The sequence below is a fragment of the Agrobacterium sp. LR_9 genome (assembly GCF_041954855.1).
GTDB lineage: Bacteria > Pseudomonadota > Alphaproteobacteria > Rhizobiales > Rhizobiaceae > Agrobacterium > Agrobacterium leguminum.
This window is the reverse complement of sequence record NZ_JAVAYA010000001.1, coordinates 255,718-282,411: the sequence shown is the minus strand read 5'-3', so window position 1 is coordinate 282,411 and position 26,694 is coordinate 255,718. Positions and strand designations below refer to the sequence as shown.

At 60.5% G+C, this 26,694-nt stretch carries 27 protein-coding genes; 13 read left to right on the top strand and 14 right to left on the bottom strand.

Features of this window, described 5'->3' with window-relative positions:
* Positions 1–27: 27 nt before the first annotated feature.
* Together RAC79_RS01410 and RAC79_RS01405 are read right to left on the bottom strand one after the other, a co-directional pair.
* On the bottom strand, positions 28–1,446 hold the full coding sequence (locus RAC79_RS01410) for an ATP-binding protein (RefSeq protein ID WP_162934014.1): 1,419 nt from the start codon (positions 1,444–1,446) through the stop codon (positions 28–30).
* A 250-nt stretch (positions 1,447–1,696) separates the two neighbouring features.
* On the bottom strand, positions 1,697–3,745 hold the full coding sequence (locus RAC79_RS01405) for a methyl-accepting chemotaxis protein (RefSeq protein ID WP_078051315.1): 2,049 nt from the start codon (positions 3,743–3,745) through the stop codon (positions 1,697–1,699).
* A gap of 352 nt (positions 3,746–4,097) precedes the next feature.
* Here RAC79_RS01405 and rpmH point away from each other — a divergent pair, with 352 nt between their 5' ends.
* Genes rpmH through yihA form a run of 4 tightly spaced genes read left to right on the top strand, consistent with a single transcriptional unit; the run spans position 4,098 to position 7,107 of the window.
* Entirely contained in the window at positions 4,098–4,235 is a 138-nt protein-coding gene (gene rpmH, locus RAC79_RS01400) for a 50S ribosomal protein L34 (protein WP_003493611.1), read from the top strand.
* Positions 4,236–4,271: 36 nt separating this feature from the next.
* Positions 4,272–4,655: a ribonuclease P protein component gene (gene rnpA, locus RAC79_RS01395; protein WP_174038767.1), complete on the top strand. Its 384-nt coding sequence runs from the start codon at positions 4,272–4,274 to the stop codon at positions 4,653–4,655.
* Complete coding sequence (gene yidC, locus RAC79_RS01390) at positions 4,655–6,457, top strand: membrane protein insertase YidC (RefSeq protein ID WP_078051316.1); 1,803 nt, start codon at positions 4,655–4,657, stop codon at positions 6,455–6,457. Before rnpA ends, yidC begins: the two co-directional genes overlap by 1 nt.
* On the top strand, positions 6,454–7,107 hold the full coding sequence (gene yihA, locus RAC79_RS01385) for a ribosome biogenesis GTP-binding protein YihA/YsxC (RefSeq protein WP_035263945.1): 654 nt from the start codon (positions 6,454–6,456) through the stop codon (positions 7,105–7,107). The genes yidC and yihA overlap by 4 nt, the downstream gene beginning before the upstream one ends.
* A gap of 12 nt (positions 7,108–7,119) precedes the next feature.
* Here yihA and RAC79_RS01380 read toward each other — a convergent pair whose 3' ends face one another.
* Entirely contained in the window at positions 7,120–7,497 is a 378-nt protein-coding gene (locus RAC79_RS01380) for a hypothetical protein (protein ID WP_174038766.1), read from the bottom strand.
* Positions 7,498–7,767: 270 nt separating this feature from the next.
* Between RAC79_RS01380 and argB the strand changes: the two genes are divergently transcribed.
* Complete coding sequence (gene argB / locus RAC79_RS01375) at positions 7,768–8,652, top strand: acetylglutamate kinase (protein ID WP_003503698.1); 885 nt, start codon at positions 7,768–7,770, stop codon at positions 8,650–8,652.
* 46 nt (positions 8,653–8,698) lie between these two features.
* Here the strand turns inward: argB and RAC79_RS01370 are convergent, their stop codons facing one another.
* Positions 8,699–9,616 (bottom strand): DMT family transporter, encoded by a 918-nt coding sequence (locus RAC79_RS01370; protein ID WP_065654855.1) that lies wholly within the window; start codon positions 9,614–9,616, stop codon positions 8,699–8,701.
* Positions 9,617–9,722: 106 nt separating this feature from the next.
* On the opposite strand from RAC79_RS01370, the gene RAC79_RS01365 reads away from it, so the two are divergent.
* Positions 9,723–10,436, top strand: coding sequence for a pyrimidine 5'-nucleotidase (locus RAC79_RS01365; RefSeq protein ID WP_065654562.1), 714 nt, complete (start codon positions 9,723–9,725; stop codon positions 10,434–10,436).
* Positions 10,437–10,536: 100 nt separating this feature from the next.
* Positions 10,537–11,154: an EF-hand domain-containing protein gene (locus RAC79_RS01360; protein ID WP_174038765.1), complete on the top strand. Its 618-nt coding sequence runs from the start codon at positions 10,537–10,539 to the stop codon at positions 11,152–11,154.
* A gap of 41 nt (positions 11,155–11,195) precedes the next feature.
* On the opposite strand, the gene RAC79_RS01355 is transcribed toward RAC79_RS01360, so the two are convergent.
* Together RAC79_RS01355 and RAC79_RS01350 are read right to left on the bottom strand one after the other, a co-directional pair.
* The gene (locus RAC79_RS01355) at positions 11,196–11,453 is read right to left on the bottom strand and encodes a DUF1150 family protein (protein ID WP_003520040.1); all 258 of its coding nucleotides are present in this window, start codon (positions 11,451–11,453) and stop codon (positions 11,196–11,198) included.
* A gap of 56 nt (positions 11,454–11,509) precedes the next feature.
* A complete protein-coding gene (locus RAC79_RS01350; RefSeq protein WP_003520041.1) occupies positions 11,510–11,935 on the bottom strand; it encodes an Hsp20 family protein in 426 nt (141 codons plus the stop codon).
* Between the two features lie 205 nt (positions 11,936–12,140).
* On the opposite strand from RAC79_RS01350, the gene RAC79_RS01345 reads away from it, so the two are divergent.
* Entirely contained in the window at positions 12,141–13,085 is a 945-nt protein-coding gene (locus RAC79_RS01345; RefSeq protein WP_174038764.1) for a nucleoside hydrolase, read from the top strand.
* Between the two features lie 71 nt (positions 13,086–13,156).
* Here the strand turns inward: RAC79_RS01345 and RAC79_RS01340 are convergent, their stop codons facing one another.
* Together RAC79_RS01340 and RAC79_RS01335 are read right to left on the bottom strand one after the other, a co-directional pair.
* Positions 13,157–15,490 (bottom strand): methyl-accepting chemotaxis protein, encoded by a 2,334-nt coding sequence (locus RAC79_RS01340; protein ID WP_142844077.1) that lies wholly within the window; start codon positions 15,488–15,490, stop codon positions 13,157–13,159.
* Positions 15,491–15,656: 166 nt separating this feature from the next.
* Positions 15,657–16,523, bottom strand: coding sequence for an LOG family protein (locus tag RAC79_RS01335; protein WP_031234344.1), 867 nt, complete (start codon positions 16,521–16,523; stop codon positions 15,657–15,659).
* Positions 16,524–16,661: 138 nt separating this feature from the next.
* Here RAC79_RS01335 and dapD point away from each other — a divergent pair, with 138 nt between their 5' ends.
* Genes dapD through RAC79_RS01320 form a run of 3 tightly spaced genes read left to right on the top strand, consistent with a single transcriptional unit; the run spans position 16,662 to position 19,308 of the window.
* The gene (dapD, locus tag RAC79_RS01330; protein ID WP_003520045.1) at positions 16,662–17,516 is read left to right on the top strand and encodes a 2,3,4,5-tetrahydropyridine-2,6-dicarboxylate N-succinyltransferase; all 855 of its coding nucleotides are present in this window, start codon (positions 16,662–16,664) and stop codon (positions 17,514–17,516) included.
* A gap of 15 nt (positions 17,517–17,531) precedes the next feature.
* Positions 17,532–18,728, top strand: a complete 1,197-nt coding sequence (dapE, locus tag RAC79_RS01325) for a succinyl-diaminopimelate desuccinylase (protein ID WP_174038763.1) — start codon at positions 17,532–17,534, stop codon at positions 18,726–18,728.
* On the top strand, positions 18,712–19,308 hold the full coding sequence (locus RAC79_RS01320) for a hypothetical protein (protein ID WP_003520047.1): 597 nt from the start codon (positions 18,712–18,714) through the stop codon (positions 19,306–19,308). The genes dapE and RAC79_RS01320 overlap by 17 nt, the downstream gene beginning before the upstream one ends.
* A gap of 22 nt (positions 19,309–19,330) precedes the next feature.
* Here RAC79_RS01320 and truA read toward each other — a convergent pair whose 3' ends face one another.
* The 3 genes from truA to def are packed head-to-tail and all read right to left on the bottom strand — an operon-like array spanning position 19,331 to position 21,627.
* Positions 19,331–20,134, bottom strand: a complete 804-nt coding sequence (gene truA, locus RAC79_RS01315) for a tRNA pseudouridine(38-40) synthase TruA (protein ID WP_065654567.1) — start codon at positions 20,132–20,134, stop codon at positions 19,331–19,333.
* Positions 20,134–21,069 (bottom strand): methionyl-tRNA formyltransferase, encoded by a 936-nt coding sequence (fmt, locus tag RAC79_RS01310; RefSeq protein ID WP_174043862.1) that lies wholly within the window; start codon positions 21,067–21,069, stop codon positions 20,134–20,136. The genes truA and fmt overlap by 1 nt, the downstream gene beginning before the upstream one ends.
* Positions 21,070–21,114: 45 nt before the next feature.
* Positions 21,115–21,627, bottom strand: a complete 513-nt coding sequence (gene def, locus RAC79_RS01305; RefSeq protein ID WP_003503724.1) for a peptide deformylase — start codon at positions 21,625–21,627, stop codon at positions 21,115–21,117.
* Positions 21,628–21,775: 148 nt separating this feature from the next.
* Here def and RAC79_RS01300 point away from each other — a divergent pair, with 148 nt between their 5' ends.
* Both RAC79_RS01300 and RAC79_RS01295 read left to right on the top strand, forming a co-directional pair.
* Positions 21,776–22,969 carry a DNA recombination protein RmuC gene (locus RAC79_RS01300; protein ID WP_161987698.1) on the top strand — a complete coding sequence of 398 codons (1,194 nt, stop codon included), beginning with the start codon at positions 21,776–21,778 and terminating at the stop codon, positions 22,967–22,969.
* A 53-nt stretch (positions 22,970–23,022) separates the two neighbouring features.
* Positions 23,023–23,922 carry a ribokinase gene (locus RAC79_RS01295; protein WP_142844081.1) on the top strand — a complete coding sequence of 300 codons (900 nt, stop codon included), beginning with the start codon at positions 23,023–23,025 and terminating at the stop codon, positions 23,920–23,922.
* A 12-nt stretch (positions 23,923–23,934) separates the two neighbouring features.
* On the opposite strand, the gene trmB is transcribed toward RAC79_RS01295, so the two are convergent.
* The 3 genes from trmB to RAC79_RS01280 all read right to left on the bottom strand — a co-directional run bounded on the left by trmB (position 23,935) and on the right by RAC79_RS01280 (position 26,675).
* The gene (gene trmB, locus RAC79_RS01290; RefSeq protein ID WP_078051327.1) at positions 23,935–24,633 is read right to left on the bottom strand and encodes a tRNA (guanosine(46)-N7)-methyltransferase TrmB; all 699 of its coding nucleotides are present in this window, start codon (positions 24,631–24,633) and stop codon (positions 23,935–23,937) included.
* Positions 24,634–24,802: 169 nt separating this feature from the next.
* Positions 24,803–26,065: a methionine adenosyltransferase gene (metK, locus tag RAC79_RS01285; protein WP_003520054.1), complete on the bottom strand. Its 1,263-nt coding sequence runs from the start codon at positions 26,063–26,065 to the stop codon at positions 24,803–24,805.
* A 190-nt stretch (positions 26,066–26,255) separates the two neighbouring features.
* On the bottom strand, positions 26,256–26,675 hold the full coding sequence (locus RAC79_RS01280; protein ID WP_003520055.1) for a helix-turn-helix domain-containing protein: 420 nt from the start codon (positions 26,673–26,675) through the stop codon (positions 26,256–26,258).
* Between the last annotated feature and the right edge of the window lie 19 nt (positions 26,676–26,694).

Sequence of the window (26,694 nt, the reverse complement as noted above, 5' to 3'; positions counted from 1 at the left end):
GCGCGAACCGGCTGCAAAGCAGGTTTTTCAGGCGGTTCTGGCCGCCTGTACGGAGGCGGCGCGGTCGGCGATCTCGATGCGGAACTGCGTGCCGGGACCGGGCTTTTCGACGAGCGCGATCGTGCCGCCATGGGCAAGCACGAGTTCGCGGGCAATGACCAGCCCGAGGCCCGTGCCTCCGGAGCGCGCCGAACCCCTGAAAGCGGAGAACAGGTTTTCCTTGGCCTTGCGCGGCATGCCCGGCCCATTGTCGTCGATGACGATGCTGACGACGCTGCCGGCCCTCTGGGCCGAGATGGAGAGATACCGAAGCCCGGCATTCGCGGTATCGGATTGCAGGGCCTGAACGGCATTGCGACAGAGATTGTGGATGACCCTGAAAAGCTGCTCGGAATCCGCATCGACTGTGAGGTCGGATGGAACGCTGTCCTGAAATTCGATGCCACTGTCCGGATCGAGCGCAAGAATATCGCGCACATCCCGCACCAGAAGGCTCAACTGCACCATCTTGCGTTTCGGTGCGCCTTCGGTCGCCTGGCCATAGGCCAGAACCTCGCCGGTATAGGCCACGGCGCGGTCGATGGTGCGCAGCAGTTTCGGCGCAAAGCTCCTGACCATCGGATCCTTTGCATCCACAAGACGGTCCGACATGAGCTGCGCGGAAGACAGGATGTTGCGCATGTCGTGATTGATCTTCGAGACCGCGAGGCCGAGATCCACGAGGTTTTTCTGCTGGCGCAGGGTCTTCTGCAGTTCGGTCTGCATGTCGGCGAGGTGGCGGCCGGCAACCGATAGTTCATCCGTTCCCTCCTCAGGTACGAAAATCCGCTCGGGATTGCCCGGATCCTCCGAGAAGTTCTGCATGCCGAGCGTCAGTCGGCGTATGGGCCGGATCATGATGCGGTTGATGGAGATGAAGATCAGGCCTGCGGTGATCAGCGACAGGACAATGGAAATCAGGAAAACGTTGCGCGCATAGGCAAGCATTGCCGCCCGCAGCTTGTTTTCGCCGAGCACCAGTTCGATGATCGTATCGCTGTCGCCGACGACATCGAAAACACGGATGACGCGGTTGCCGCCGAACAGCAGGGTGGAAAAGGCGTCCCGCACCGCCGCCACCTGCGAAACGTCGGAAAGGTCATATTGCTCATCGACGCCAGGAGGCGTTTCCGCCACGGCGAGCAGGCGTGAGGTGCCGTCCTTGCGCAGCGCGATAAGCTTCGCCCCGGTTGCCATCAGCGTGTCGTTCTGCACGCTTCGCGGCAGTTCGGCCTGCAGGCCGTCGATGACAGCGCCGGCGGCCGCGGCCGTATTCAGGCGGTCGCGCAACCACGAAAGTCGCATATTGGCGACGGAAGGCACGAAGATCAGCACTTCGGCGATCATCACGAAGATGACAGTGAGCAGCAGCAGCCGTCCCGAAAGACCGGCGGTCAATCCCGGCATGCAATGCACCGGATCGTCTTGCGTGCGGTCCAAGCTGTCTACGCCTTTAGAAAACACCGGGCCATGATCCTGTATGCGCGCCGCTGCTTGCGTGGAACGGCTCGGTTTATATGCAGCGATGATAATAGGACCTAATGGATATTTTTCCAATGCGCTGCAAAATAAAGGTTTTCATTGCCGGAAAAACAAACGCCGCCCGGCAGGGGCGGCGTTCGAAGGTCAGCCGGTTTTGAAGCGGACCGCTGGTCGTCTAGAACTCCTGCCAGTCGCCATGTGCGGGTGCTGCCGCAGGCTGGGCATTGAGCGCGCGGCTGACGCTGTTCATCAATTTGCGGGCCGGAGACGCCACCGCCGGCGTCCTGCCAGACACTGCCACCGGTCCGGCGGAAACCGTCATCGGCCTCGCGGGCTGCTCGATGCGGGGGCTGCGCTGCACATTCTCCGCGCCGACATTGAAGCGCGCCACGAGCGTCACAAGATGGTCGGCCTCGCTGCTCAGCTTATGGGTTGCAGCCGAGGTTTCCTCCACCATTGCTGCGTTGCGCTGCGTTACCTGGTCCATCTGGTTGATGGCGGTATTCACCTCATGCAGACCGGTGGACTGCTCCCTGGCGGCCGTGGCAATCGAATGGATGTGCTCGTTGATTGCCAGAACGCGGGTCTCGATCTCGCTCAGTGCGCCGCCGGTTCTCTGCACCAGCGATACGCCACGCCCGACCTCTTCGCCGGATTTTGTGATCAGCGCCTTGATGTCCTTCGCTGCCGTTGCGGATCGTTGCGCAAGTTCTCGCACTTCCTGAGCGACGACGGCAAAGCCCTTGCCCGCTTCACCCGCACGGGCGGCTTCCACGCCGGCATTCAGCGCCAGCAGGTTGGTCTGGAAGGCGATTTCGTCGATGACGTTGATGATCTGGCTGATTTCGCGCGAGGCATGCTCGATGCGATCCATGGCGGACACGGCGTCGCGCACGACATTGGCGGACTCTTCCGTCTTCTGCTTCGTTTCGGCAACCATGGCGCTGGCTTCCTGCGCACGGTCGGTCGAATTGCGGACGACGGCGGTAATCTCATCCAGAGCGGCGGAGGTTTCCTCCAGCGCCGCCGCCTGCTGTTCGGTCCGCTTCGACAGGTCGTCGGCCGCCGAGCGCAATTCGTTCGCGTTGCCGCTGATGCCCTCCGTGCTGCCGCGCACTTCGCGCATCGTCTCGCGCAGCTTGGTCAGCGTCTGGTTGACGTTCCCCTGGAGTTCAGCAAATACGCCCCGGAACTCGCCATCCATTCTCTCCGTCAGATCGCCCCGCGCAAGGCCTTCGATGACGCGGCTGGTCTCGGATACGCCATTATGGACACCGGTGAGGAGCGAATTGATCGTCGCGGCGAAACGATTGAGGTTGTCGTCGCCATAGTCCTTGTTGATGCGGCGGCTGAAATCGCCCTGGGCCGCAGCGTCGACGACGATGGCCATGCCGGCCTGCAGATCGTCGCTCTTGGCGCGCATGGCGGCTTCCTGCGCATTCATGCGGCGCACTTCGCTGCCGTTTTTCTTAAAGACCTCGACGGCCGCAGCCATTTCGCCGATTTCGTCGTTGCGGCCGAGATAGGGAACGTCCGCGTCGAGATTTCCATGGGCCACGGCATTCATCACCTGCGAAACCCTGCGGATGGGGGCGCTGAGCTGCCGCGTTCCGATGTAGAGACCGAAGGCGGCTCCCGCGCCGACACCGGCAACCGTCACCCCGACGATCACCCAGAATATCGCGGTGCTGAAAGAATCTACTCCTGCCTTCACGACTTCGAGTTCGGCGAGGTCGTTTTTCACGACGCTGTCGATCTCCGCCTGATAGGCTTTGCGGTTGGCGCGGTTCGCCTCGTTATTGCCCTGCTGGCTGGCCGCCTGCGGCCCGTTTTCCTTCGCCAGCCGCACGGTTTCCAGACGGAAAGTGCGGAATTCCTTGGAGCGGCCGACAAGCTTGTCGAAACTCGCCTGTTGTTCCGCCGGCACGAGCGGCGCCCAGCTGGCAATGAGCTTTTCCATGGCGTCGAGGTTTTTGACCATACCGTCGGCAAAGGGGGTGGCTGCCGCCACATCGGCTGCCGCGTAGACACCGCGTGCCTCCATGACGACTGCCGTTACCAGACGGTTGAGCGCCTCGCCCTTGTAAGCCCTTTCGGCGGTTCCCTCGAAATGATGCGACCGAACCCAGAATTCGTTGATCGCATAGATGGACAACCCGCCAATGGTACAGGCGACAAGGCTCATCAGCCCGACAAGTAGATTGATACGACCGCGAATTCTCAACTTCGTTCCCCCAACAAAAACCAGCCGCGCGATGAAAATGGGAAGCTGGCATAACTTTTTCGCGTCACAAGATTTATCAACGCTGCGTTAAGAAAGAATTTCGGATTTTATCGATTGCGCGCCGGAATCGGCCTCCATCGGCGGTCGGCGAAGGAGATGGCGGTGCGTTTTCCGCAAAAGGTGAAGCGCGAAAACCCCTTCGGCAATTGACTTTGCTCGGCCTATGCCCTTATAAGCCGCGCACGCTCGGCCATTGAAAGCTCGCCCAGGCGGGGTTAGCCGTGCAAAAAACGAAACGCTCTTGCAAATTATTGCAAATTCAAGAAGGGCCGCACACCGCGGTATTAAATAAATGTCGAAGCGTACTTACCAACCGTCCAAGCTTGTCCGCAAGCGTCGCCATGGCTTCCGCGCCCGTATGGCTACCGCCGGCGGCCGCAAGGTTCTCGCAGCCCGCCGTGCGCGCGGCCGCGCTCGTCTTTCGGCTTAATTGCCGCCTCTGTGACCCGGTGAAAGTCGCGGGCACATGAGTAAGACAGGAAAACTGCCCGGCCGGCTTAAAAACCGGTCGGATTTCCTTGCCGTTCAGGCAGGAGAAAAACTGCGGGGAGGCACCTTTCTTCTGGAAGTGCTTGACCGGAAAACCCCGGAAACCGAGCCTCGCGTCGGTTTTACCGTAACGAAAAGACAAGGCAACGCGGTAGAGCGAAATCGCATGCGCCGCCGTCTCAAGGAAGCCGTCAGGCTTTCTGCCGGATTCGCAATGAAGCCCGGTCATGACTATGTGATTGTCGCCCGCAGGGACGTGCTCGATACGGCCTTCCCGAAACTTCAGTCTCTCCTTAACGAGCGAATTGAAGGAACGGCGAAACCGAAACGGTCCCAGGAGACCCGCTCCAGGAAAGAATGATGGAAAAGAACCGTAATTACTTCATCGCGATAGCCCTTTCGGTTGTCATCGTCCTCGCCTGGCAATTCCTTTACATGAATCCGCGTATCGAGCAGCAGCGCCGCGCCGAAGAGGCCCGCCAGGCGCAGCAGCAGACGACGCAGCAACAGCAGCCGGCGCCGGGCGCCGCACCAGGTGCTGCCGTTGAAGGCGCACCGCCCGCCTCCTCACCGCAGACTGCCGCCACGGCGACCCGCGAAGAGTCGATTGCAAGAACCCAGCGCGTGGCCATCGAGACCAACGCCATCGCCGGCTCGATCAACCTTACCGGCGCCCGCTTCGATGACATCCGGCTCAAGGACTACCATGAGACCGTCGATGACTCGAGCCCGATCATCACGCTGTTCTCGCCCTCCGACACCAAGGACGGTTACTTCACCGAACTCGGTTACGTTGCAGCACAGGAAGTCGGCGGCGTTCCCGGCCCGACCACTGTCTGGACGCTCGCAAGCGGCGAAAAGCTGACGGAAACCACCCCGGTCACCCTCACCTACACCAATTCCAAGGGCGTGATTTTCTCCCGTACGGTTTCGATCGACGAGCATTACATGATCTCGGTCGCCGACAAGGTGGAGAACCCCGGACAAGCGGCGATCTCCTTTGCCACCTATGGCCGCGTGACGCGCAACAACAAGCCCGCAGTTCCCCCGGTCTTCGTCATCCATGAAGGTTTCCTCGGCGTTTCGGGCAAAGACGGCAGCCTGACGGAAGAAAAATACAAGGACGTCGAGGAAGCACCGGTAACGGTTGCCAAGGCGACCGGCGGCTGGCTCGGCATCACCGACAAATATTGGGCCGCGGCCATCGTTCCGCCACAGACGACGCCGTTCGAGACCCGTTATTCGCACATCACCGGCAATCAGCCGAGCTATCAGGCCGATTTCAAGAGCGACCCGCTGACGGTCGAGCCCGGCCAGTCGATCGAGCTGAAGAGCCTCGTTTTCGCCGGCGCCAAGGAAGTGCCGCTGGTCGACCGTTACGAGACGACCTACGCCATTCCGAAGTTCGACCTTCTGATCGACTGGGGCTGGTTCTACTTCATCACCAAGCCGATGTTCAAACTGATGGATTTCTTCTTCCGTTATTTTGGCAATTTCGGCGTGGCGATCCTGCTCACCACCATCGTCGTCAAGGCGCTCTTCTTCCCGCTCGCCAGCAAGCAATATGCTTCCATGGCGAACATGAAGCGCGTGCAGCCGAAGATGGAAGAGCTGAAGGCCAAGCATGGCGATGACCGCATGGCCATGCAGCAGGCGATGATGCAGCTCTACAAGGAAGAGAAGATCAATCCTGTTGCCGGCTGCTGGCCGATGCTTTTGCAGATCCCGGTCTTCTTCGCGCTCTACAAGGTCATCTACGTCACCATCGAAATGCGGCATGCGCCGTTCTTCGGCTGGATTCACGACCTTTCCGCGCCGGATCCGACGTCGCTGTTCAATCTCTTCGGCCTTCTGCCTTATGATGTGCCGCACTTCCTGATGATCGGTGTCTGGCCGCTTGTCATGGGCATCACCATGTTCCTGCAGATGCGCATGAACCCGACGCCGCCCGATCCGACGCAGGCGATGATCTTCAACTGGATGCCGCTGATCTTCACCTTCATGCTGGCCTCCTTCCCGGCCGGTCTGGTCATCTACTGGGCATGGAACAATACGCTCTCCATCACCCAGCAGGCCGTCATCATGAAGCGCCAGGGCGCCAAGATCGAGCTGTTCGATAACATCAAGGGGCTGTTCAAGCGAAAGCCGGTGCAATCGAAATGAGTGAGACCGGCACGGCAACCGAAAAGCCCCTGTTCGGGCGACCCTGGATTTTCATTCGCGGCGTTCCCGCAATGAAATTCCTGCCGCCCGAAGGCCCGCCGGAGATTGCCTTCGCCGGTCGCTCGAATGTCGGCAAGTCCTCGCTCATCAATGCGCTGGTGGGCCACAAAGGGCTTGCCCGCACATCCAATACGCCCGGACGCACGCAGGAACTGAACTATTTCGTTCCAGATGGTTATTCCGGCGAAGCTGGCGATCTGCCGCCGATGGCGCTGGTCGACATGCCCGGTTACGGCTATGCGCAAGCCCCGAAGGATCAGGTCGATGCCTGGACCAAGCTCGTCTTCGATTATCTGCGCGGCCGTGCGACGCTGAAGCGCGTTTACGTGCTGATCGATTCCCGCCATGGCGTGAAAAAGAACGACGAGGAGGTTCTGACCCTGCTCGACAAGGCGGCCGTTTCCTACCAGATCGTGCTGACGAAGACGGACAAGATCAAGGATGCCGGCGTTCCGCGGCTGATCGGCGAAACGCTGGAGAAAATCCGCAAGCGTCCCGCCGCCTATCCGGAAGTTCTCGCCACATCCTCGGAAAAATCATTCGGGCTGGATAGCCTGCGGGCCGAGATCGTCAGAACGATCTCTCTTTGAAAGACACGCCTCTCAGGCGATGGTGAAAAGCAGAACGGCGGTCCAGAGCATCGCCGTCAACGCCAGAAGGCGCCAGAAGCGCACGGAATGCCAGACCTCCGAAAGCATGGCTGCGAACATGCTGCCACCCCGTAGCGGCTGGCCCCTGAATGGCAGGCCGGAGCGGCTTGGCTCCCGTTCCAGCAGCGCGGCGACGGTCGCGTTTTCGCGATGTTCGGTTTCCGCCAGATTGTCCCGCCAGCGCCTGACCATGGCGGCGAACTGGCGGTCGCGTTTGACGCGCTTGGCAAGCTGCGCCATGCTTTCCGGCGGCAGGGCACCCAGCACATATTCGCCCGCGAGGACTTCATCCCGCAAACCGCTTTGCTTGTCTCTATCGGGTGCCGTCATGTGGTCTCTCGCTCCTCGGTCGTTCAGGTCAGCATCGCTCCCGCGGCGCGCGACATCCCATATCGCCCTGAATTAACCCCTCCCCTTTCCATGGAAGGCTGGTCCCATTGGGCCTTTATGTCAATCTCATTACGGGGCCGGGACAGCCAAAAAAAAGAAATTTGACCGCTGCCGACACAATAAGGCCAGGAGGTTATTTCATCCGTCAAAGACTTGCTTTAGAGCGGTGACAGGCTTTCAACAGCCGCAACCACAGACCGAGGTTTTTAGATGACGTCTTCCGAAAGCGAAACTCAGGCGCGGCTGCTCGCACAGGCTCTGCCTTTCATGCAGAAATACGAGAACAAGACCATCGTGGTGAAATATGGCGGCCACGCCATGGGGGATTCCACGCTCGGTAAGGCTTTCGCGGAAGACATCGCCCTTTTGAAGCAATCGGGCATTAACCCCATCGTCGTGCATGGCGGCGGCCCGCAGATCGGCGCGATGCTGACCAAGATGGGCATCGAATCGAAATTCGAGGGCGGCCTGCGCGTCACCGACGCCAAGACGGTCGAGATCGTCGAAATGGTTCTGGCCGGCTCGATCAACAAGGAAATCGTCGCCCTCATCAACCAGACGGGCGAATGGGCCATCGGCCTGTGCGGCAAGGACGGCAACATGGTCTTTGCCGAAAAGGCGAAAAAGACCGTCATCGATCCCGACAGCAATATCGAACGTGTGCTCGATCTCGGCTTTGTCGGCGAAGTCACGGAAGTCGACCGCACCCTGCTCGACCTGCTCGCCAAGTCGGAAATGATCCCGGTCATCGCCCCGGTCGCGCCTGGCCGCGATGGTGCCACCTATAATATCAACGCCGATACCTTCGCCGGCGCGATTGCGGGTGCGCTTCACGCCTCGCGTCTGCTGTTTCTCACCGACGTTCCCGGCGTTCTCGACAAGAACAAGGAACTCATCAAGGAACTCACCGTCTCGCAGGCGCGTGCGCTCATCAAGGACGGCACGATTTCCGGCGGTATGATCCCGAAGGTCGAGACCTGCATCGACGCCATCAAGGCCGGTGTTCAGGGCGTGGTGATCCTCAACGGCAAGACGCCGCATTCCGTCCTTCTGGAAATCTTCACGGAAGGCGCCGGCACGCTCATCGTGCCCTGACAGGCTTCAGGTGGCGGACGGCAAGCCTGTCCGCCACGACAGGCGTTCAGCCGAATGCCAGAAGCGATAGCACGCCCACGACAATCAGCAGGCAGCCGGACAGTTCGAGCCTGTTGATCTTCTCCTTGAAGAAAAGCACGGTCGAGGCGAAGGCGAAGAGCATCTCCACCTGCGCCAATGCCTTCACCACGGCGGCCTGCTGCAGGGTCATCGCCGTGAACCAGCCGAACGAGGCCGTAGCGCCCACGAAACCGACCGCCAGCGACGGTTTCCATACCTTCGCGATGCGCCGCAACTCTTCCCGCTCGCGCCAGACGATCCACAGGAACATCGAAACCGTCTGCATGACGATGACGACAACGAGGGTAAAGCCCGCTTGCATCATCGCGTCCGGAGCGGGAAGGCTCGGTGCAAGCGCGAGCGACGCAGACCGGTAGGCAACCGATGACAGGCCGAAGAAAGCCCCCGAGGCAAGGCCGATACCCGCTGTCCGGCTGAAGATCGACGTGAAGAAGGAAGCGGGCGTGACTTCCGTGCGCGCCACCGAAATAAGCATGACGCCGGCGACCGAGATGGCGATGGCCGCCAATGTGCCGCCATTGACGCTTTCCCCGATGAAAATAAGCGCGAACAGTGCCGCCTGCGCCGGCTCGGTGCGGGAATAGGCCGTTCCAACCGCAAAATTACGGAAGGAGAACAGGTGCACCAGCAGGAAGGTGGCGGCAATCTGCGCCATGGCGCCGACCGTCGCCCACACGGCGAAGGACATGTTCGGCACCGGCAGAGGGCGGCCGAGCCCGAAATGCAGAAAAGCAAGATAGGCGAGAGCGAAAGGCATGCCGAAAACGAAGCGCACGAAGGTCGCGCCCGTGGTGCCCATCATGCCCTTGAGGTGCTTTTGCAGGGTCGAGCGCAGGTTCTGCAAGAACGCGCTTGCGAAAGTGATGCCTATCCAGAGTTCCATGGCCTTGGCGGTATCATGCACCGGAGGCCGCAGCCAAGCCCGATTTTCTGATCAATCGTCGTCTTTTCGATTTTCTTCGGCCTTCGAAACGGGCATAAAGCAGCCCATGGACACAAAGCCGAAAAACCTGCCCGAAGCCGCTGATTTCGACCATGTGAGCGAATGGGTCTTCGATCTCGACAACACGCTCTATCCGCATCACATCAATCTGTTTTCGCAGATCGACCGTAACATGACGGCCTATGTGGCGGAGCTTCTGAAGCTCGATCCCGACGAGGCCCGGGCACTGCAGAAGCGCTATTATCACGACCACGGCACGACGCTTCAGGGCCTGATGATCCATTACGGCATCAGCCCGGACGAGTTTCTGGAACGCGCCCATGCCATCGATTATTCGGCGCTGAAGCCGCATCCGGAACTCGGCGAGGCGATCAAGGCTTTGCCGGGCCGCAAATTCATCCTTACCAACGGCAGCGTCAAACATGCGCAGGCGGCGGCCGGTGCGCTCGGCATTCTCGATCATTTCGAGGATATTTTCGATATTGTCGCCGCGGGCTATCTGCCGAAACCGGCCAGCGCGACCTATGAGAAGTTCGCGGCGCTTGCGAAACTCGACACGCAAAAAGCCGCCATGTTCGAGGATTTGCCGCGCAATCTCGCGGCGCCCAAGGCGCTCGGCATGAAGACCGTTCTGCTCGTCCCCGCCAATCTCGAGGGCGTCATCATGGAGCGCTGGGAAATCCCAGCGGCCACGGATGCGCATATCGACTACATCACCGACGACCTGACCGGCTTCCTGACAAAAGCCATTGCAGGCTGAGCAGCGAACATTACCGAAGCTTCATCCACCTTACGGATGTTTAAGTGGTGAGGCGTGCTGGACGTCATTATCTTCTCTTCAGGGACACCAAAGAAAGGTAATGACGATGACCACACGAAAAATCGCCCTGTCTGCTCTTGGCGCAGCCCTTTTGATCGGCACGGCCGCGACGGCAAGCTTCGCCGCCCCACCCGCTCCGGGCAAAGGCCATGGCGAGCGCATGCCGATCCACCAGGAAGCGGCCTTCGTTCACCTGCTGAAGGTGGCTGACAGCAACAAGGACGGCAAGATTTCCAAGGAGGAATTCGCCGCCCGTCAGGACGCGCTCTTCACCGAGATTGACAAGGACAAGGACGGCTCGATCACGCCGAAGGAAATGCGTGAGTATCGTCAGGCGAAGATGGAAGCTTTCCGCGCCGCCAATCCGCGCCCCGAGCGTGAGGACGCCAAAGCCGAAGAGGGGAAAGGCCCCGAGGGCAAGCGCGCCGAAAGACATGCCGAGCGCGAACATGGCGGCCGGTTTGGCCATCAGGGCTGGGGCAAGCATGGCGGCAAGGGCGCAGGTTTCTCGCTGATCCGCTGGGCCGATACCGACGAGAACGGTCAGGTCAGCAAGGCCGAATTCACCGCCGCCGGCGAAAAGATGTTCGAACGGCTGGACAAGAACAAGGACGGCGTCATCTCCATCGACGACATGCCGGACCGCCCGTTCCTTTAACCCGCTAAAGAAAAAGCCCGCTCAAAAGCGGGCTTTTTTCTTCAATGCAGGCTGACGGTCTGGAGATCGTCTTCGGCAGCCTTGAAAAACGTACTGGACCGGTTGTCCGTCAGGAGGATCGGCGTACCATCTGCACCGAACAGCGCCCAAAGGTCCAATTGCGGATCGAGATCGGGCGCTTCCGGGAAACAGCGGCTGACGTCTTCCGCGCGGATCTTGCGGATATATCCCACTTCTCCTTCGCCGATATGGGCGAGCTGGGATTGGGTGAGACGCGCATGCGCTTCTTTCAACAGCATATTTCAGCCTCCTTCTTCACGCCGAGCGATTCGTGTCGGATTCCGGCGTTCACGTTCTACTCTGAGACGGAAATATTAATTTTCTTCACCACGTTTGAAATTTCCGGCCGCACCAGATCGATGGAAAGAAGCCCGTTGCGCAGACGCGCTTCCCTGACCTGCATGCCATCGGCAAGCACGAAAACCCGCTGGAACTGGCGCGCCGCGATGCCGCGATAGAGAAAATCGCGTTTCTCCTGTTCCTGCTGGCGTCCGCGAATGACGAGCTGGTTATCGGCCGTCGTCACATCCAGATCGTCCTGCGAGAAACCGGCAACCGCGATGGTGATGCGCAGGCGTTCCGGCACATCGCCGCTGCCCGGCAGGCGCTCGATATTATAGGGAGGATAGCCGTCATTGGCCTTCGCCATGCGCTCCAGCGTTTTTTCCATGGCATCAAAACCCAGCAAAAGCGGGTGGGTGAATGGCGTCATGCGGCTCATGTCTCTTTTGTCCTTGCAACCAAGCGACGTTTCGCGGTCCCGCTTCCGGCAACCTCGCCGGTCAATCGCACCGGCCCCTGCAATATGGGAAGCACAACCGCAATACGCAAGACGCGGCGACGAGCAAAGGGAACACCGGGAATGAGGCTTGACAAGTGAGCACCCGCCGCTCGAAAAAAGCGCTCATCTCAACGGCGGGCAAGACATGGCAGAACGCAGAAAAATCATTATCGACACCGATCCGGGCCAGGACGATGCGGCGGCAATCATGCTCGCCTTCGCAAGCCCGGAGGAAATCGACATTCTCGGATTGTGCGCCGTCGCCGGCAACGTTCCGCTGAAGCTGACCAGCCGCAACATCCGCATCATCAGCGAACTGTGCGGCCGCACCGATATTCCCGTCTATGAGGGCGCCGAGAAGCCGCTGGTGCGCAAGCCCATCACCGCCGAGCACGTTCACGGCAGCACCGGCCTCGATGGCCCGGTTCTCGATGAGCCGACCATGGAAGCGCAAAAGCAGCATGCGGTCGATTTCATCATCGAAACGCTGATGCGGGAACCCGCCGGCACCGTAACGCTCTGCACGCTCGGCGCGCTGACCAACGTGGCGCTGGCGCTCCTGAAGGCGCCGGAAATCGCCGACCGCGTCAAGGAACTGGTGATGATGGGCGGCGGCTTCTTCGAGGGCGGCAACATCACCCCGGCGGCGGAATTCAACATCTATGTCGACCCGCAGGCCGCCGATATCGTCTTCCGCTCCGGCATGCCGATCGTCATGATGCCGCTCGATGTCACCCATCAATTGCTGACAACCAAGGTTCGGGTCAACCGCATTCGCGACATTGGCACACGGCCGGCCATCGCCATGGCGGAAATGCTGGAATTCTTCGAGCGTTTCGACATCGAAAAATACGGCTCGGATGGCGGCCCACTGCATGATCCGACTGTCATTGCCTATCTCGTCAAACCCGAACTGTTTCAGGGTCGCGAGTGCAATGTCGAAATTGAGGTCCACTCCGAACTCACCATGGGCATGACCGTGGTGGACTGGTGGAAGGTTACCGAACGGCCCGCCAATGCCCGCGTGATGCGCAATGTGGATGCCGACGGCTTCTTCGAATTGCTGACGGAACGTTTCGCCCGTCTCTGATGGAAGAGGACATTAAAAAAGGGCCGCTGGCGATACCAGCGGCCCTTTTTATTTGAGACGGAAATGGCGCGTCAGAATTCCGTCCAGTCATCCTGCGCCAAAGCGTTTGCGCCGCTGGTTCTCGGACGGGCGCGGGGCGCGGTCGGGCGGGCCGACGCCTGCGCCGGAGCGACGGGTGCGCGCATTGCCGCCGCCGTGGCGCGCAGTTGCTGGCTGGAATGGCCGCCGGAAACGGAGAAACCGGCAACGAGCGACTTCAGCGTTTCTGCCTCGCTGTTCAGCGTCACGCTGGCCGCCGTAGTTTCTTCCACCATCGCCGCATTCTGCTGGGTGACCTGATCCATCTGCGTGACGGCGGAGTTGATCTCCTTCAGGCCTACCGCCTGTTCGCTGGCTGAAGCGGAAATCTGCCGTATCAACTGGTTGATCTGCAGAACCTGATCGGCGATTTTTTTCATCGTCTCACCGGCCTTGCCGACGAGCTGGACGCCCTCGTTCACCTGGGTGGCCGAGGTGTTGATGAGACCCTTGATCTCCTTGGCGGCGGTTGCGGACCGCTGCGCCAGTTCGCGCACTTCCTGTGCGACGACGGCAAAGCCCTTGCCGGCATCACCGGCGCGGGCTGCCTCGACGCCCGCATTCAGCGCCAGGAGGTTGGTCTGGAAAGCGATCTCATCGATAACCCCGATGATGCGCGAGATTTCGGCCGAGGATTGCGCGATGCCTTCCATGGAGTTTACGGCCTGCTGCACGACCTCACCCGACTTGCCTGCGTCGTCGCAGGCATGGCTGACGGCTCCGGCCGCCTCTGCGGCGTTTTCCGCGCTGGAATTGACCTGCGCCGTCAGCTCATTGAGGGCGGCGGCGGTTTCTTCCAGGCTTGCGGCCTGCTGTTCCGTGCGGTGCGAAAGATCGCTGGCGGCGCGAGTGATCTCGCCCGTGCCGTTGCCGATGCTGACGACGGTTGCGTTGACGGTGGAAACCGTTTCCTCAAGGCTCGCAAGCGCCGAGTTGAAGTCTTCGCGCAGCTTCGCATATTCGCCGGGGAACTCGTCCTCGATGCGGTAGGTGAGATTGCCCTGCGAAAGCGCATTGAGACCAGCACCCAGCACGCCGACAATGTGCTGCTGCATCCGGCTGTTTTCAGTACGCTCGGATTCCGAGCGCTGGCGCGCCGTTTCCGCGTGACTACGCTGGGCCTCGGCTTCGGCCTCCATCTCGCGGATGCCGGCAAGCTTCGCGCGGAAACCTTCAAGCGCAGTAGCCACTGCACCCGTCTCATCCCGGCGTTCCTGTCCGGAAACGGGCACATCGTAGCGACCGTCGCTCAGCGTCCTGACGTCGGACACCAGGGAGGCAAGCGGATTGCGGACGAAATGGCGCACGGCGAAATAAAGCGCGGTGATGACGGCGGCGAGAATGACGATCGCGCCGATGATCATCATGTATGTCTGTTCCTGAACCGGTGCGTTCAGGGCCTGATGGGGAATATCCACCAGCACCACCCAGGTCGCGTTGAGACCCGGAACGGCGAAGGGATAAACGAGACGATTATAGGGCGCGTCCGTATCGAGGCCGAGATTTTCGATGAGGCCCTGCTTGCCGGACGTAATCGCCGCCTGAACGGTGCTCGCACCGTCTCCGTCATAGGCTTTCATGTTCTGCGCGGGCGTCGGCGGCACCAGCCACTGGCCACCCTGCGAAACGAGCGTTACGCGGCCGGTCTCGAAAGGGTGCAGCGCCTGCAGCTTCTGCGACAGCGAGGCCAGCGAGATATCCACACCTGCCACGCCGATCATCTTGCCGTCCGACATGACCGGATAGGCAAGCGAGGTCATGGTTGTGGGTACTTCCGTGCCTTCTGCGAGATAGGGCTGGGTAATGGCGCCCTTACCGGATTTGGAAGCGAGCGCATACCATTCCGCCGCATAATCATTCTTGAAGGTCGAGAACTGGATGTCGCCCTTCTGGGTCTTCGACCAATAGGGCGCAAACGCACCGTTTTCATTGGTGCCGAGATCGAGCCTGCCCGCAATCTCCTTGCTCTGCCCGTCAAAGAGACCGAGCTGCTCGCAGAACCAGCTTCCGAAAGCAAAGGCATTCTGCTCGACATTGGCCTTGAGGATGTTGACGATGCCGGGGCGATCCATCGATTTCGCCTGATGCGCACGGCCGATAACGCCGGCCATGGAGCGCGCGGCGCTGCCGAGTTCACCGACATCGGCGGCGATGACGTTGGCGATGGCGCGCGCTTCGGTATTGGCCTGATCCATGGTCAGCGCGTGCACGCGCTCACTCGTCTGGGAAATAAGGAAGGAATTCGATGCAACGAGAACCGTGGTGATGGCGCAGCCGGTTACGAGGATCAGCTTGGTCGCAAGCGACTTCACTTGGAAATTGAACATTTTGGCCTCGATCAAATCGCCCGCCCGAAAAGGCTGACGTCAACGGATGAGAAATCTCCGTCATGGAGGCCCGTCCACAAGGGACAGTGCGCTGCAGCGCGACGGGGCAAAATTAGAAGAAGATTGCTAATTAAGCCCTAAAATTACTTCGTCGCGCCAAGCATAATCAGTGTTCGTAGTGGGCCGAGATGATTTTCCATGCATCGTCGGCCGTTTCGGCGAAATGCAGAAGATTCATGTCTTCCGGCGCGATGGTGCCGAAATCCGCCAGGAATTCGAAATTGATCACCGATCGCCAGAATTTCTCGCCGAAGAGGATGAGCGGAATGGGCTCCATGCGTTTCGTCTGGATGAGCGTCAAGGCCTCGAACAATTCGTCCAGCGTGCCGAAACCGCCGGGGAAGATAACCACCGCCTTCGCCCGCATCAGGAAATGCATCTTGCGAATGGCGAAATAGTGGAAGTTGAAGCTCAGCTCCGGCGTCACATAGGGGTTCGGCGCCTGCTCGTGCGGCAGGACGATGTTGAGGCCGATGGACGGACCGCCGGCATCGGCAGCGCCGCGATTGCCCGCTTCCATGACACCGGGACCGCCGCCGGTGACCACCACATATTCGAGGTGGTCGGATTTCGCGGCATAGTCGGTGCAGAGACGGGCGAATTTACGCGCCTCGTCATAATAGACCGAGGATTGCTCCAGATTGCGCTTCTGCGTCTCATTGCGCGCCGCCCAGGCCTCACCGCCGGGTTCGGGAATGCGGGCGCCGCCGAACATGACGACAGTGGATTTGATGCCGCGCTCGGTCAGCGCCATTTCCGTCTTCAGCAGTTCCAATTGAAGCCTGACGGGGCGCAATTCCTCGCGGCAGAGGAAATCCATGTCCACATAGGCGAGGCGATAGGACGGGGAATCCGACTGCGGTGTTTTTTGAACGACCTCGGCCTGCTGCTTGTCCACGGCACTGCGCTTCAACGGGTCCCATACCCCGTCCTTGCGCCGCAACTTGCCGTTTTTCAGTCGTGTCATTTCCATGCCTTTCGTCTGACGCGCCAAATCACCCAAATCACATTGACGCCTTTCCAACACTCCCTTAGATCAAATGACCAAAGCCTTCCAGCGGCGCGGGACCATCCGTGACCACGAACACCACGCGACTTTAAGGAATTTTCCATGAGCCTTACGGATCTCACCTCCCTCGAAACCATCATCGAAACCGCCTTCGACAACCGCGATGGTGTGAACGTATCGACGAAGGGCGAGGTTCGCGACGCCGTGGACACATCTCTTCAACTTCTCGATAGCGGCAAGGCACGCGTGGCCGAAAAGCAGGCTGACGGAAGCTGGAAGGTGAACCAGTGGCTGAAAAAGGCCGTTCTTCTCTCCTTCCGCCTGAACGACATGGAGATCGTGACCGGCGGACCGGGCGAATCTACCTGGTGGGACAAGGTGCCGTCGAAGTTCGAAAACTGGGGTGAAAACCAGTTCCGCGCCGCCGGTTTCCGCGCCGTGCCGAACGCCGTCGTGCGCCGCTCCGCCTATGTCGCCAAGAACGTGGTGCTGATGCCTTCCTTCGTCAATCTCGGCGCCTATGTCGATGAAGGCACGATGGTAGATACCTGGGCAACCGTCGGCTCCTGCGCGCAGATCGGCAAGAATGTGCACCTCTCCGGCGGCGTCGGCATCGGCGGCGTTCTGGAGCCCTTGCAGGCGGGCCCGACGATCATCGAGGACAATTGCTTTATCGGCGCACGTTCGGAAGTCGTCGAAGGCTGCATCGTGCGTGAAGGCGCCGTTCTCGGCATGGGTGTCTTCATCGGCAAGTCCACCAAGATCGTCGACCGCGCCACCGGTGAGATCACCTATGGCGAAGTGCCGCCCTATTCCGTCGTCGTTGCCGGCACCATGCCGGGCAAGCCTTTCCCGAACGGCGAACCGGGCCCGAGCCTTTATTGCGCCGTCATCGTCAAGCGCGTCGATGAAAAGACCCGCTCCAAGACCGGCATCAATGAGCTTCTGCGCGACTGATATAAAGCGACTGCCATGACCACGACCGATCCCGTTGCCAATCTCGCCGCCCTCATCCGTTGCCCTTCGGTGACGCCTGCGGAAGGCGGCGCGCTTTCCCTGCTCGACACCCTGCTTTCGCCGCTTGGTTTCCAGGTGGACAGGATGGTGGCGAGCGAGGCGGGAACGCCTGACGTGGAGAACCTTTACGCCCGGCTCGGCACCGAGGGTCCGCATCTGATGTTTGCGGGCCATACGGATGTCGTTCCGGTGGGCGACGAGGCCGCATGGAGCCATCCGCCCTTTGCGGCGGAAATCGCCGGCGGCGAAATGTTCGGTCGCGGTGCGGTGGACATGAAGGGCGGCATCGCCTGTTTCGTTGCCGCCATTGCCCGCCATATTGAAAAACACGGCAAGCCGCGGGGGTCCGTTTCTTTCCTGATTACAGGCGATGAGGAAGGCCCGTCGATCAACGGTACCTCCAAGCTGCTGGAATGGGCGGCTGCCAAAGGTGAGACCTGGGACGCCTGCGTGGTGGGCGAACCGACCAATCCGGACCAGCTTGGCGACATGATCAAGATCGGCCGCCGGGGATCGCTTTCCGGCCGCATCACGGTCCATGGCGTGCAGGGCCATGCGGCCTATCCGCATCTCGCCGACAACCCCATTCGCGGTCTGCTGCAACTGACCCATGCGCTGATGCATCCGCCCTTCGATCATGGCACCGACGATTTCCAGCCCTCCAATCTGGAAGTAACGACCGTCGATACAGGCAATGCCGCCACCAATGTAATCCCGGCGCGGGCGACGGCCTCCTTCAACATCCGTTTCAACGATACGTGGACTGCAGAGAGCCTGCGCGCGGAAATCATCCGCCGCCTCGATGCCGCCGCAGCAGAAGGTGAGCTTCGCCCCGACCGTGCACCGGTGAAATACGATATCGTCTGGGCCGACCGCCCGGCCCATGTCTTTCTTACCCGGAACAATGCCCTCATCTCGTCGCTTTCCGGCGCGGTGGAAGCCGTGACGGGCAAGGAACCGAAGCTTTCGACCACCGGCGGCACCTCGGATGCGCGTTTCATCAAGGATTATTGCCCGGTGGTGGAATTCGGCCTCGTCGGGCAGACCATGCATATGGTCGATGAGCGTGTGGCGGTTGCCGATCTCGAGACGCTGACGCGCATTTACGAGACCTTTATCGAACGCTGGTTCGCCCATGCCGACGGCAAGTGAAATAAGGCTCTATCTGACGGGCCTGTGGCTTCTGCTGCTCGGCGACCATAACGGCGCACGCTATCTGGACCTTTCAGAGCGCGGCATGTGGCGGTCCTTCTATTCCGCCCTCTGGTGCCTGCCCGCCATGCTGGTTTCATGGCTGTGGCTGCGCGCCGCCTTCCTCGCCAGCTATCCGCCCGGCACCGGAACGGGATTCATCTTCTTCTTTCGTCTGGCAATGGTCGAGGCGATCTGCTGGATCGTGCCGCTGCTGTTGATCGGCATGCTGCTCTTTGCCTTCGGCGCACGGGAAAAATTCGCGCCGCTCGTCACCACCATGAACTGGCTGTCGCTGCCCTTTTCCTACGCCTATGCGGTTCTGATCCTGATCGCCTTCTTCCTGCCGCCCTTGCAGGGGCTGATCGCCATTCTCTGGCTGGCGCTGCTTCTGTCGCTGGTCTTCGCCTTCTCGCGAATTGTGCGGTTCTTCATCCGCGACCAGTCACTGCTCGTCTCGGCCATCGTCATGACGCTGCTGGTGCCCGGCATGCTTCTGTCGGAAGCGCTGCAGCGTTTTCTCGGCGTTTATCCGGCCTGAGAACTGGCCTGGGTTTTAGCGGTCAGTCCGCGTCCTCAGCCATATCGGCTTCAGGGTACCTGCGACGCGGCGGAATGACGTCGGGATAATCGACCTGCATGAAATAGAGACCGTCCGGCGGTGCGACCGGCCCGCAGGCCTTGCGATCCCGCGCCTCCAGTGCGGCGCGCACATCCTCCGGCGTCATCGCGCCTTCGCCCGCCAGTTTCAGCGTGCCCGCGAAAGAACGGATCTGGTTATGCAGGAAGCTTTGCGCGGTCGCACGTATCTCGATGAGATCGCCGGTGCGCGTCACATCCAGCCGGTCGAGCGTGCGCACGGGGCTGTTCGCCTGACAATGCACGGAGCGGAAGGTCGTGAAATCATGCCGGCCGACAAGCATCTGGGCGGCTTCATGCATGCGCTCATGGTCCATGTCCTTCGACACCCACCATGCCCGCTTGTGCTCCAGCGCCAGCCGGGCCTTGCGGCAGATGATGCGGTAAAGGTAGTGCCGACGAAGGGCGGAAAACCGGGCGTCGAAATCCTCGGTCACGGAAGCAGCATCGAGGACGGCCACGGCTTCACCCGCCATGGCGAGATGCGCATTGAGCGCGTTACGAAGCTTGTAGGGCTCCCAGTCTCGGGAAAGATCGACATGGACGACCTGCCCGACGGCATGCACGCCGGAATCGGTGCGGCCGGCGCCGCGAATGGAGACGCTCTCTCCCGTCAGAGAGCGAACCGCAGCCTCGAGCGCACCCTGAACCGAGGGGCCGTTATCCTGTCTCTGCCAGCCATAATAAGGCGTGCCGTCATATTCGACAGTCATGCGGAAACGTGGCATCAGCCGAGCCTCGTTGTGGTCGGAACCGGTGTGCCGCGCACGAAATCGGCCGCCGACATCGGCTTGCCGCCCGCCTTCTGCAGACGGGTGAGCCGCACGGCGCCGCTGCCGCAGGCAATAGTAAGGGCGTCATCCAGCGCCGCGCCCGCTTCTCCCATGCCGCTTGCCAGTTCGGAGGCCAGAACCTTCACGCGTTCCGCCCTGCCGCCGATGTCCATTTCCAGCCATGCGCCGGGAAACGGCGAAAGGCCGCGAATGTGGTTATGCACGTCCTGCGACGGCCTCGAAAAATCGATGCGGGTCTCGCCCTTGTCGATCTTCGCGGCATAGAGCACGCCTTCTTCCGCCTGCGTGACGAGCGGCAGGTCACCGGTTTCCAGCTTGTCCATAGCCTGCCGCATCAGCCGCGCGCCGGCCAGCATCAGGCTGTCATGCAATTCTCCGGCGGTCATGTTCTCATCGATCGTGACCCTGGCGGTCAGCGCGACGGGGCCGGTATCGAGCCCCTTTTCCATTTTCATGACCATCATGCCGGTCTCGGCATCGCCGGCCATGATGGCCCGCTGGATGGGGGCAGCGCCACGCCAGCGCGGCAGCAGCGAGGCGTGGCCGTTATAACAGCCAAGGCGCGTGCCGCTGAGGATCGCTTCAGGCAGCAGCAACCCGTAAGCCACGACAACCGCAACATCGGCATTGAAATCCCGGAACTGCTGTCGGTCTTCCTCTGCCTTGAAGTTCACCGGCGTCAGCACAGGCAGGCCCAACAGTTCGGCGGCCTGATGCACCGGGGACTTCTGCAGATCCAGGCCACGACGGCCGCCGGGACGCGGCGGTTGGGTGTAGACGGCAACGATCTCGTGGCCGGCCTCCACCAGTGCACGCAGGGTGGGAACGGAAAAATCCGGCGTACCCATAAAAATGATGCGAAGAGCCATCGTCGCCCCCTGCCCCGTCATCCATTCCGGTCCGCAGAGTACGGATCAGATCTTTGCGCGGGCCGCTTTCGTGAATTTCTTGATGACCATGTCGCGCTTCAGCCGCGAAATATGGTCGATGAAGAGAACGCCGTTCAGGTGATCGATCTCGTGCTGCAGGCAGGTGGCGAGCAGGCCGTCCGCCTCGACCGTCTGCTGCTTGCCGTCACGGCCGACATATTGCACCGTGAGCGACGCGGGACGCTCAACCTCGGCGTAATAATCGGGGATGGAGAGGCAGCCTTCTTCATAGGTCGAGACATCGTCCGACACCTTGAGGATTTCCGGATTGATGAAGACGATCGGGGTCTTTTCCTCGCCTTCACGCGCAACGTCGATCACCAGCATGCGGCGCGCCACGCCGATCTGAATGGCGGCGAGGCCGATACCCGGCGCATCATACATGGTTTCCAGCATGTCGTCGGCAAGACGCAGCACCTCGGCATCCACCTTTTCGATGGGCTTCGATTGCTGGCGCAGCACGGGATCGGGCAAAATGATAAGCGGTTTGATGGTCATGGCTTCCCATAACGTATCTCTTGCGCGGAGGAAATAAAAAACACGAGGTTCAATCAGCCTCCGGCATCCGTCCCGCCCGACTCATTTCCGCCGCAGGAATGTTCTTGTTTTGATCTTCCGAATCACAAGAAACCTGCTAGATTTAATTATGAGCATAGATTTCTCCGTTCTCCTCGATCCCGCGTTACGGGCCGGCTCCGTCGACATCAGCTTCGGCGCGCTGCTCGCGGCTCTGGTTTTCGGTCTGGCCACGACCTGGCTGGTGACGGCGAGCCGTGCGAAAAAAGCAGGAGCCGACGGCGAAATCTCCGACCTCCTCAAAACACAGTCCGAACTGCATGGCCGCATCGCCGCCATGGCGGAAACGCTCGGCACCCGCCAGACCGAGATGAGCCAGACGCTGAACCAGCGCCTCGACGGCATGTCGCAACGCCTTGGCGAAACACTGACGGAGCAGACCCGGTCGACGCATGAGAATCTGAGCCGCCTGCAGGAGCGCCTCGCGGTCATCGATGCCGCGCAGGGCAATATTCAGGATCTGGCCAAGGACGTCGTCGGGCTTCAGGCCATCCTTTCCAACAAGCAGACGCGCGGCGCCTTCGGACAGGCCCGCATGGAGACGCTGATTGCCGATGCGCTTCCGGCCGGGGCCTTCCAGTTGCAGCCGACGCTTTCGAACGGTTATCGGCCTGACTGCACCATCAAGATGCCCAACAATGCCCCGCCGCTCGTCATCGACGCCAAGTTTCCGCTGGAGGCATGGAACGCCATCAAGGCGGACGAGACGCCCGAAACCAAACGCGCCGCCGTGCAGCAGTTCCGCCGCGATATGGAGGTGCATATTCGCGATGTCGCCGAGAAGTATCTCATTCGCGGCGAAACCCAGGATACGGCCTTCATTTTTGTGCCGTCCGAATCGATCTTCGCCGATATTCACCAGCACTTCGAATATCTGGTGCAGCGCGCTCACCGCGCCCGCGTCGTCATCGTTTCGCCGTCACTTCTGATGCTGTCGGTACAGGTCATCCAGTCCGTGCTCAAGGATCAGCGCATGCGCGAGCAGGCGCATCTCATTCAGGGTGAAGTGGCATTGCTGATGGACGATGTGCGGCGGCTGGACGACCGGACGCGCAAGCTGCAGGCCCATTTTGGATTGGCGCAAAAGGATATCGACATGATGCTGATCTCCTCCGACAAGGTGCTGGCGCGCGGCCAGAAAATCGAAGGTCTCGATTTTTCACCGACGGAAAAAGAGACGTCGCATGGGGAAATAGAGCAGGCTCGACGCTTTGCCGAGAACAGGGCGGGAACGGCAAAGTTGCGGGTGGTTGACGACGAGTGATCCGCTCGGGCAAAGTCGCCGCCTTGCTTGAATTCTATACGGATACGCCCTCCATGATTACTGTTTTCGGCTCCATCAACATGGACCTCGTCGCCACCGCCAAACGCCTGCCCAAGCCGGGTGAAACCGTGACGGGCGAGACCTTCTCCACGGCCGCTGGCGGCAAGGGAGCCAACCAGGCGCTGGCCGCACGGCGTGCGGGCGCCTCGGTCAAGATGGCAGGGGCTGCGGGCGATGACACCTTTGCAGTGCCGGCGCTGACATTGCTGCGCGACGCGGGAACCGATCTGTCATTGGTTAAAACCACGCCCGGCCCTACCGGTACGGCAGTGATCCTTATCGGCGAAGGCGGGGAAAACATGATCTCGGTCATTCCCGCCGCCAATGGTGAAGTCTCCGCATCCGACGCCGCGAAAGCCCTGGCGGAAATGTCGGCGGGCGATATTTTGATGCTGCAGTTCGAGATACCCGCGCCCGCTATCGAAGCGGCGCTGACGGCTGCGAAGGCAAAGCGCGTCACCACCGTCATCAATACTGCGCCACTGACCGCCGATGGGCCGCGGCTTGCGGGCCTTGCCGATATCGTCATCGCCAATGAAACCGAGTTCGAATTGCTGATCGGAAAGAACGGCCTTTCCGGTTCTGAGCGGGAAAACGAACTGAAAGCCCTGCATGACAGGACCGGCCAGACATTGATCGTGACGCTCGGTGCCGATGGCGTGATCGCCATGCGCAACGGCAAGGTTTTCCGGGCTTCCGGCCTCAAGATCGAACCGGTCGATACGGTCGGTGCGGGCGACACCTTCTGCGGTTATCTCGCCGCCAGCCTCGATCAGGGTATGGATTTCGAAAGGGCGCTGAAGCGCGCCGCCGTCGCAGGCTCGCTCGCCTGCACCCGCGCCGGCGCCCAGCCTTCCATTCCGCTTGCCGCGGAAGTGGATGCGGCCCTCTGAGGGCTCAGCCGCTCAACGACGAATGAAGGTGAGATAGGCCGAGCTGCGGCCTTCTCTTTTCGCCTTGTTCTCATAACGCGTGCCCGGCCAGTTGGCGTAGGGCGTGCGCCAGTCATCAGCACTCGTCGCTGTCCATTCGAAGCCGCCATGGCGGGCGCAATGCTGCAGCGTCCAGTTGACGTAAGTATCGATATCGGAAGCGAAGCAGAACTTTCCGCCGGGTTTCAGCACGCGATGGAAGCGGGCGAGGTTGACGTCTGAAACGAAACGACGCTTCCAGTGCTTCTTCTTCGGCCACGGGTCAGGATAGAGAAGGTCGATATGATCGATCGATCCCTCGGGCAGCCAGTCCAGCAATTGCGTCGCATCATCGTCGTAAAGGCGGATATTCATCAGCTCGCGTTCACGCACGGCGGCGAGCAGCTTGGCCATGGAATTGACGAAGGGCTCCACGCCGATGAAACCCGTCTCCGGGTTTTCAACCGCGCGGTGGGCGAGATGCTCGCCGCCGCCAAAGCCTATCTCCAGACGGATCGACCGCACATCCGCGGGAAAAAGAGCGGCGAGATTTTGCGGCGGGGCGCTTTCCAGATCGATTTTCAGCAAAGGCAACAGGTTCTCGATTGTGTCGACCTGCTGATTGCGCAGGGGCTTGCCCTTGCGTCTGCCAAAAAATGCTTCCGTCGCGCGCGAACGCCGTTCTTCCGTCATCTCATACTCTCAAGAACAAATAGACTTAACCCGCACAGCGCCACATGAGGCACTGTGCGGGTTACAAAGTTGGTGACGGTATCTCTCAATCGCCGTCAAATAACAAGCGCGATATCTGGTTGACGCATTTCCGGACGTAAAACCGCTACGCAATTTTACTGGAAATGCTTCAAGCGCTCAAAGCTTCCTTGAGCGGCTTCACCAGATCGAGCTTCTCCCAGGAGAAGGAGCCGTCACGGCCGGCCTTGCGGCCGAAATGGCCATAGGAAGACGTCTTGGCGTAGATTGGCTTGTTGAGATCGAGATGACGGCGGATGCCCGACGGCGACAGGTCCATGACCTTGCGGATCGCGGCCTCGACCTGATCTTCGCTGACCTTGCCGGTGCCATGCAGATCGACATAGATCGACAGCGGCTGGGCGATGCCGATTGCGTAGGAAATCTGGATCGTGCAGCGCTCGGCGAGACCTGCAGCCACAACGTTCTTGGCGAGATAACGGGCGGCGTAGGCGGCGGAACGGTCGACCTTGGTCGTGTCCTTGCCGGAGAATGCACCGCCGCCGTGGGGCGCAGCGCCGCCATAGGTGTCGACGATGATCTTGCGACCCGTCAGGCCGGCGTCACCATCGGGACCGCCGATGACGAACTTGCCGGTCGGGTTGATGTACCACTGGCAATCGTCAGCGATCTTCAGGTCGCCCAGAGCTTCGCGGATATAGGGTTCGACAACGGCGCGAACCTTCTTCGAATCCCAGCTTGCATCGAGGTGCTGCGTGGACAGAACGATGGATACGGCTTCGGCCGCCTTGCCGTCGACGTAACGAACCGTGACCTGGCTCTTGGCGTCGGGGCCGAGCTTGGCCGCTTCGCCTTCGCCGCTTTTACGGGCGGTGGCGAGCAGCTGCAGGATACGATGGGAATAATAGATCGGAGCCGGCATGAGGTCCGGCGTTTCCTTGCAGGCGTAACCGAACATGATGCCCTGGTCGCCGGCGCCCTCGTCGCCCTGCTTGTCGGAGGCGTTGTCCACGCCCTGCGCGATATCAGCAGACTGCGGATGCAGGAGAACGTCGATCTTGGCGGTCTTCCAATGGAAACCATCCTGCTCGTAGCCAATGTCGCGGATCGCCTTGCGGGCGGCAGACTTGAACTTCGAGGGGTTGATAACCGGGTGGCCAGCGGCGTCCTTGAGGACCTTGCCGTCCTTGTCCTTCTTCAGAAGCGTATCGGGAACCCGAACCTCACCGGCGATAACGACGCGGTTGGTCGTCGCAAGCGTTTCGCAGGCAATGCGCACGGTCCACGGGTCAACGCCCGTCTTGGACGCTTCACGATAGATGAGATCCACAATTTCATCGGAAATACGATCACAAACCTTGTCCGGATGACCCTCGGCCACGGACTCGCTGGTGAACAGATAATTGGCACGCATGCGGGATTCCCCTCAAAGAACGGTCTTGGAGTTTGTTAGTCATTTCGGCCGTGAAAAACAAGGACACAACCACATAAATATATCTTTATGTGAGAATTCCTTTCCAATCGGGCACAAAAAAACGGTCCTTGCGGACCGTTGAGTGCCCGGCATCCCGTGCCGGAAATTTTCTGCGTCGCGCGGGCTGCGCTTACTCGGCGTCACCTTCGGCGGCGAGCGCCTTGACGAGATCGACGAGACGGCGGCGAACCTTCGGGTCGGCGATCTTCACGAAGGCGCGGTTCAGCTGCAGACCTTCAGCCGAGGACAGAAAGTCGACCACATAGTTGGAACTCGACGCCTCCGCCATGCCGGGTGTGCCGCCAGCCTGATCGCCGGGTGCATCTTCGAAAAAAAAGGAAACGGGCACATTGAGGATCGCGGAAATATTCTGGAGGCGGCTGGCGCCAACGCGGTTCGTGCCTTTTTCATACTTCTGGATTTGCTGAAAGGTAATTCCGAGACTTTCACCCAGCTTCTCCTGGCTCATTCCGAGCATGGTTCTGCGAAGGCGAATTCGGCTTCCGACATGAATGTCGATGGGGTTAGGCTTTTTCTTATTCTCGGTCATCATGCGGTCCTGACACTCG

Coding starts and splice junctions, on each gene's coding strand:
- RAC79_RS01410 (WP_162934014.1), bottom strand. CDS start 1,446: ATGCCGGGATTGACCGCCGGTCTTTCGGGACGGCTGCTGCTGCTCACT.
- rpmH (WP_003493611.1), top strand. CDS start 4,098: ATGTCGAAGCGTACTTACCAACCGTCCAAGCTTGTCCGCAAGCGTCGC.
- rnpA (WP_174038767.1), top strand. CDS start 4,272: ATGAGTAAGACAGGAAAACTGCCCGGCCGGCTTAAAAACCGGTCGGAT.
- yidC (WP_078051316.1), top strand. CDS start 4,655: ATGGAAAAGAACCGTAATTACTTCATCGCGATAGCCCTTTCGGTTGTC.
- yihA (WP_035263945.1), top strand. CDS start 6,454: ATGAGTGAGACCGGCACGGCAACCGAAAAGCCCCTGTTCGGGCGACCC.
- RAC79_RS01380 (WP_174038766.1), bottom strand. CDS start 7,497: ATGACGGCACCCGATAGAGACAAGCAAAGCGGTTTGCGGGATGAAGTC.
- argB (WP_003503698.1), top strand. CDS start 7,768: ATGACGTCTTCCGAAAGCGAAACTCAGGCGCGGCTGCTCGCACAGGCT.
- RAC79_RS01370 (WP_065654855.1), bottom strand. CDS start 9,616: ATGGAACTCTGGATAGGCATCACTTTCGCAAGCGCGTTCTTGCAGAAC.
- RAC79_RS01365 (WP_065654562.1), top strand. CDS start 9,723: ATGGACACAAAGCCGAAAAACCTGCCCGAAGCCGCTGATTTCGACCAT.
- RAC79_RS01360 (WP_174038765.1), top strand. CDS start 10,537: ATGACGATGACCACACGAAAAATCGCCCTGTCTGCTCTTGGCGCAGCC.
- RAC79_RS01355 (WP_003520040.1), bottom strand. CDS start 11,453: ATGCTGTTGAAAGAAGCGCATGCGCGTCTCACCCAATCCCAGCTCGCC.
- RAC79_RS01350 (WP_003520041.1), bottom strand. CDS start 11,935: ATGAGCCGCATGACGCCATTCACCCACCCGCTTTTGCTGGGTTTTGAT.
- RAC79_RS01345 (WP_174038764.1), top strand. CDS start 12,141: ATGGCAGAACGCAGAAAAATCATTATCGACACCGATCCGGGCCAGGAC.
- RAC79_RS01340 (WP_142844077.1), bottom strand. CDS start 15,490: ATGTTCAATTTCCAAGTGAAGTCGCTTGCGACCAAGCTGATCCTCGTA.
- RAC79_RS01335 (WP_031234344.1), bottom strand. CDS start 16,523: ATGGAAATGACACGACTGAAAAACGGCAAGTTGCGGCGCAAGGACGGG.
- dapD (WP_003520045.1), top strand. CDS start 16,662: ATGAGCCTTACGGATCTCACCTCCCTCGAAACCATCATCGAAACCGCC.
- dapE (WP_174038763.1), top strand. CDS start 17,532: ATGACCACGACCGATCCCGTTGCCAATCTCGCCGCCCTCATCCGTTGC.
- RAC79_RS01320 (WP_003520047.1), top strand. CDS start 18,712: ATGCCGACGGCAAGTGAAATAAGGCTCTATCTGACGGGCCTGTGGCTT.
- truA (WP_065654567.1), bottom strand. CDS start 20,134: ATGCCACGTTTCCGCATGACTGTCGAATATGACGGCACGCCTTATTAT.
- fmt (WP_174043862.1), bottom strand. CDS start 21,069: ATGGCTCTTCGCATCATTTTTATGGGTACGCCGGATTTTTCCGTTCCC.
- def (WP_003503724.1), bottom strand. CDS start 21,627: ATGACCATCAAACCGCTTATCATTTTGCCCGATCCCGTGCTGCGCCAG.
- RAC79_RS01300 (WP_161987698.1), top strand. CDS start 21,776: ATGAGCATAGATTTCTCCGTTCTCCTCGATCCCGCGTTACGGGCCGGC.
- RAC79_RS01295 (WP_142844081.1), top strand. CDS start 23,023: ATGATTACTGTTTTCGGCTCCATCAACATGGACCTCGTCGCCACCGCC.
- trmB (WP_078051327.1), bottom strand. CDS start 24,633: ATGACGGAAGAACGGCGTTCGCGCGCGACGGAAGCATTTTTTGGCAGA.
- metK (WP_003520054.1), bottom strand. CDS start 26,065: ATGCGTGCCAATTATCTGTTCACCAGCGAGTCCGTGGCCGAGGGTCAT.
- RAC79_RS01280 (WP_003520055.1), bottom strand. CDS start 26,675: ATGACCGAGAATAAGAAAAAGCCTAACCCCATCGACATTCATGTCGGA.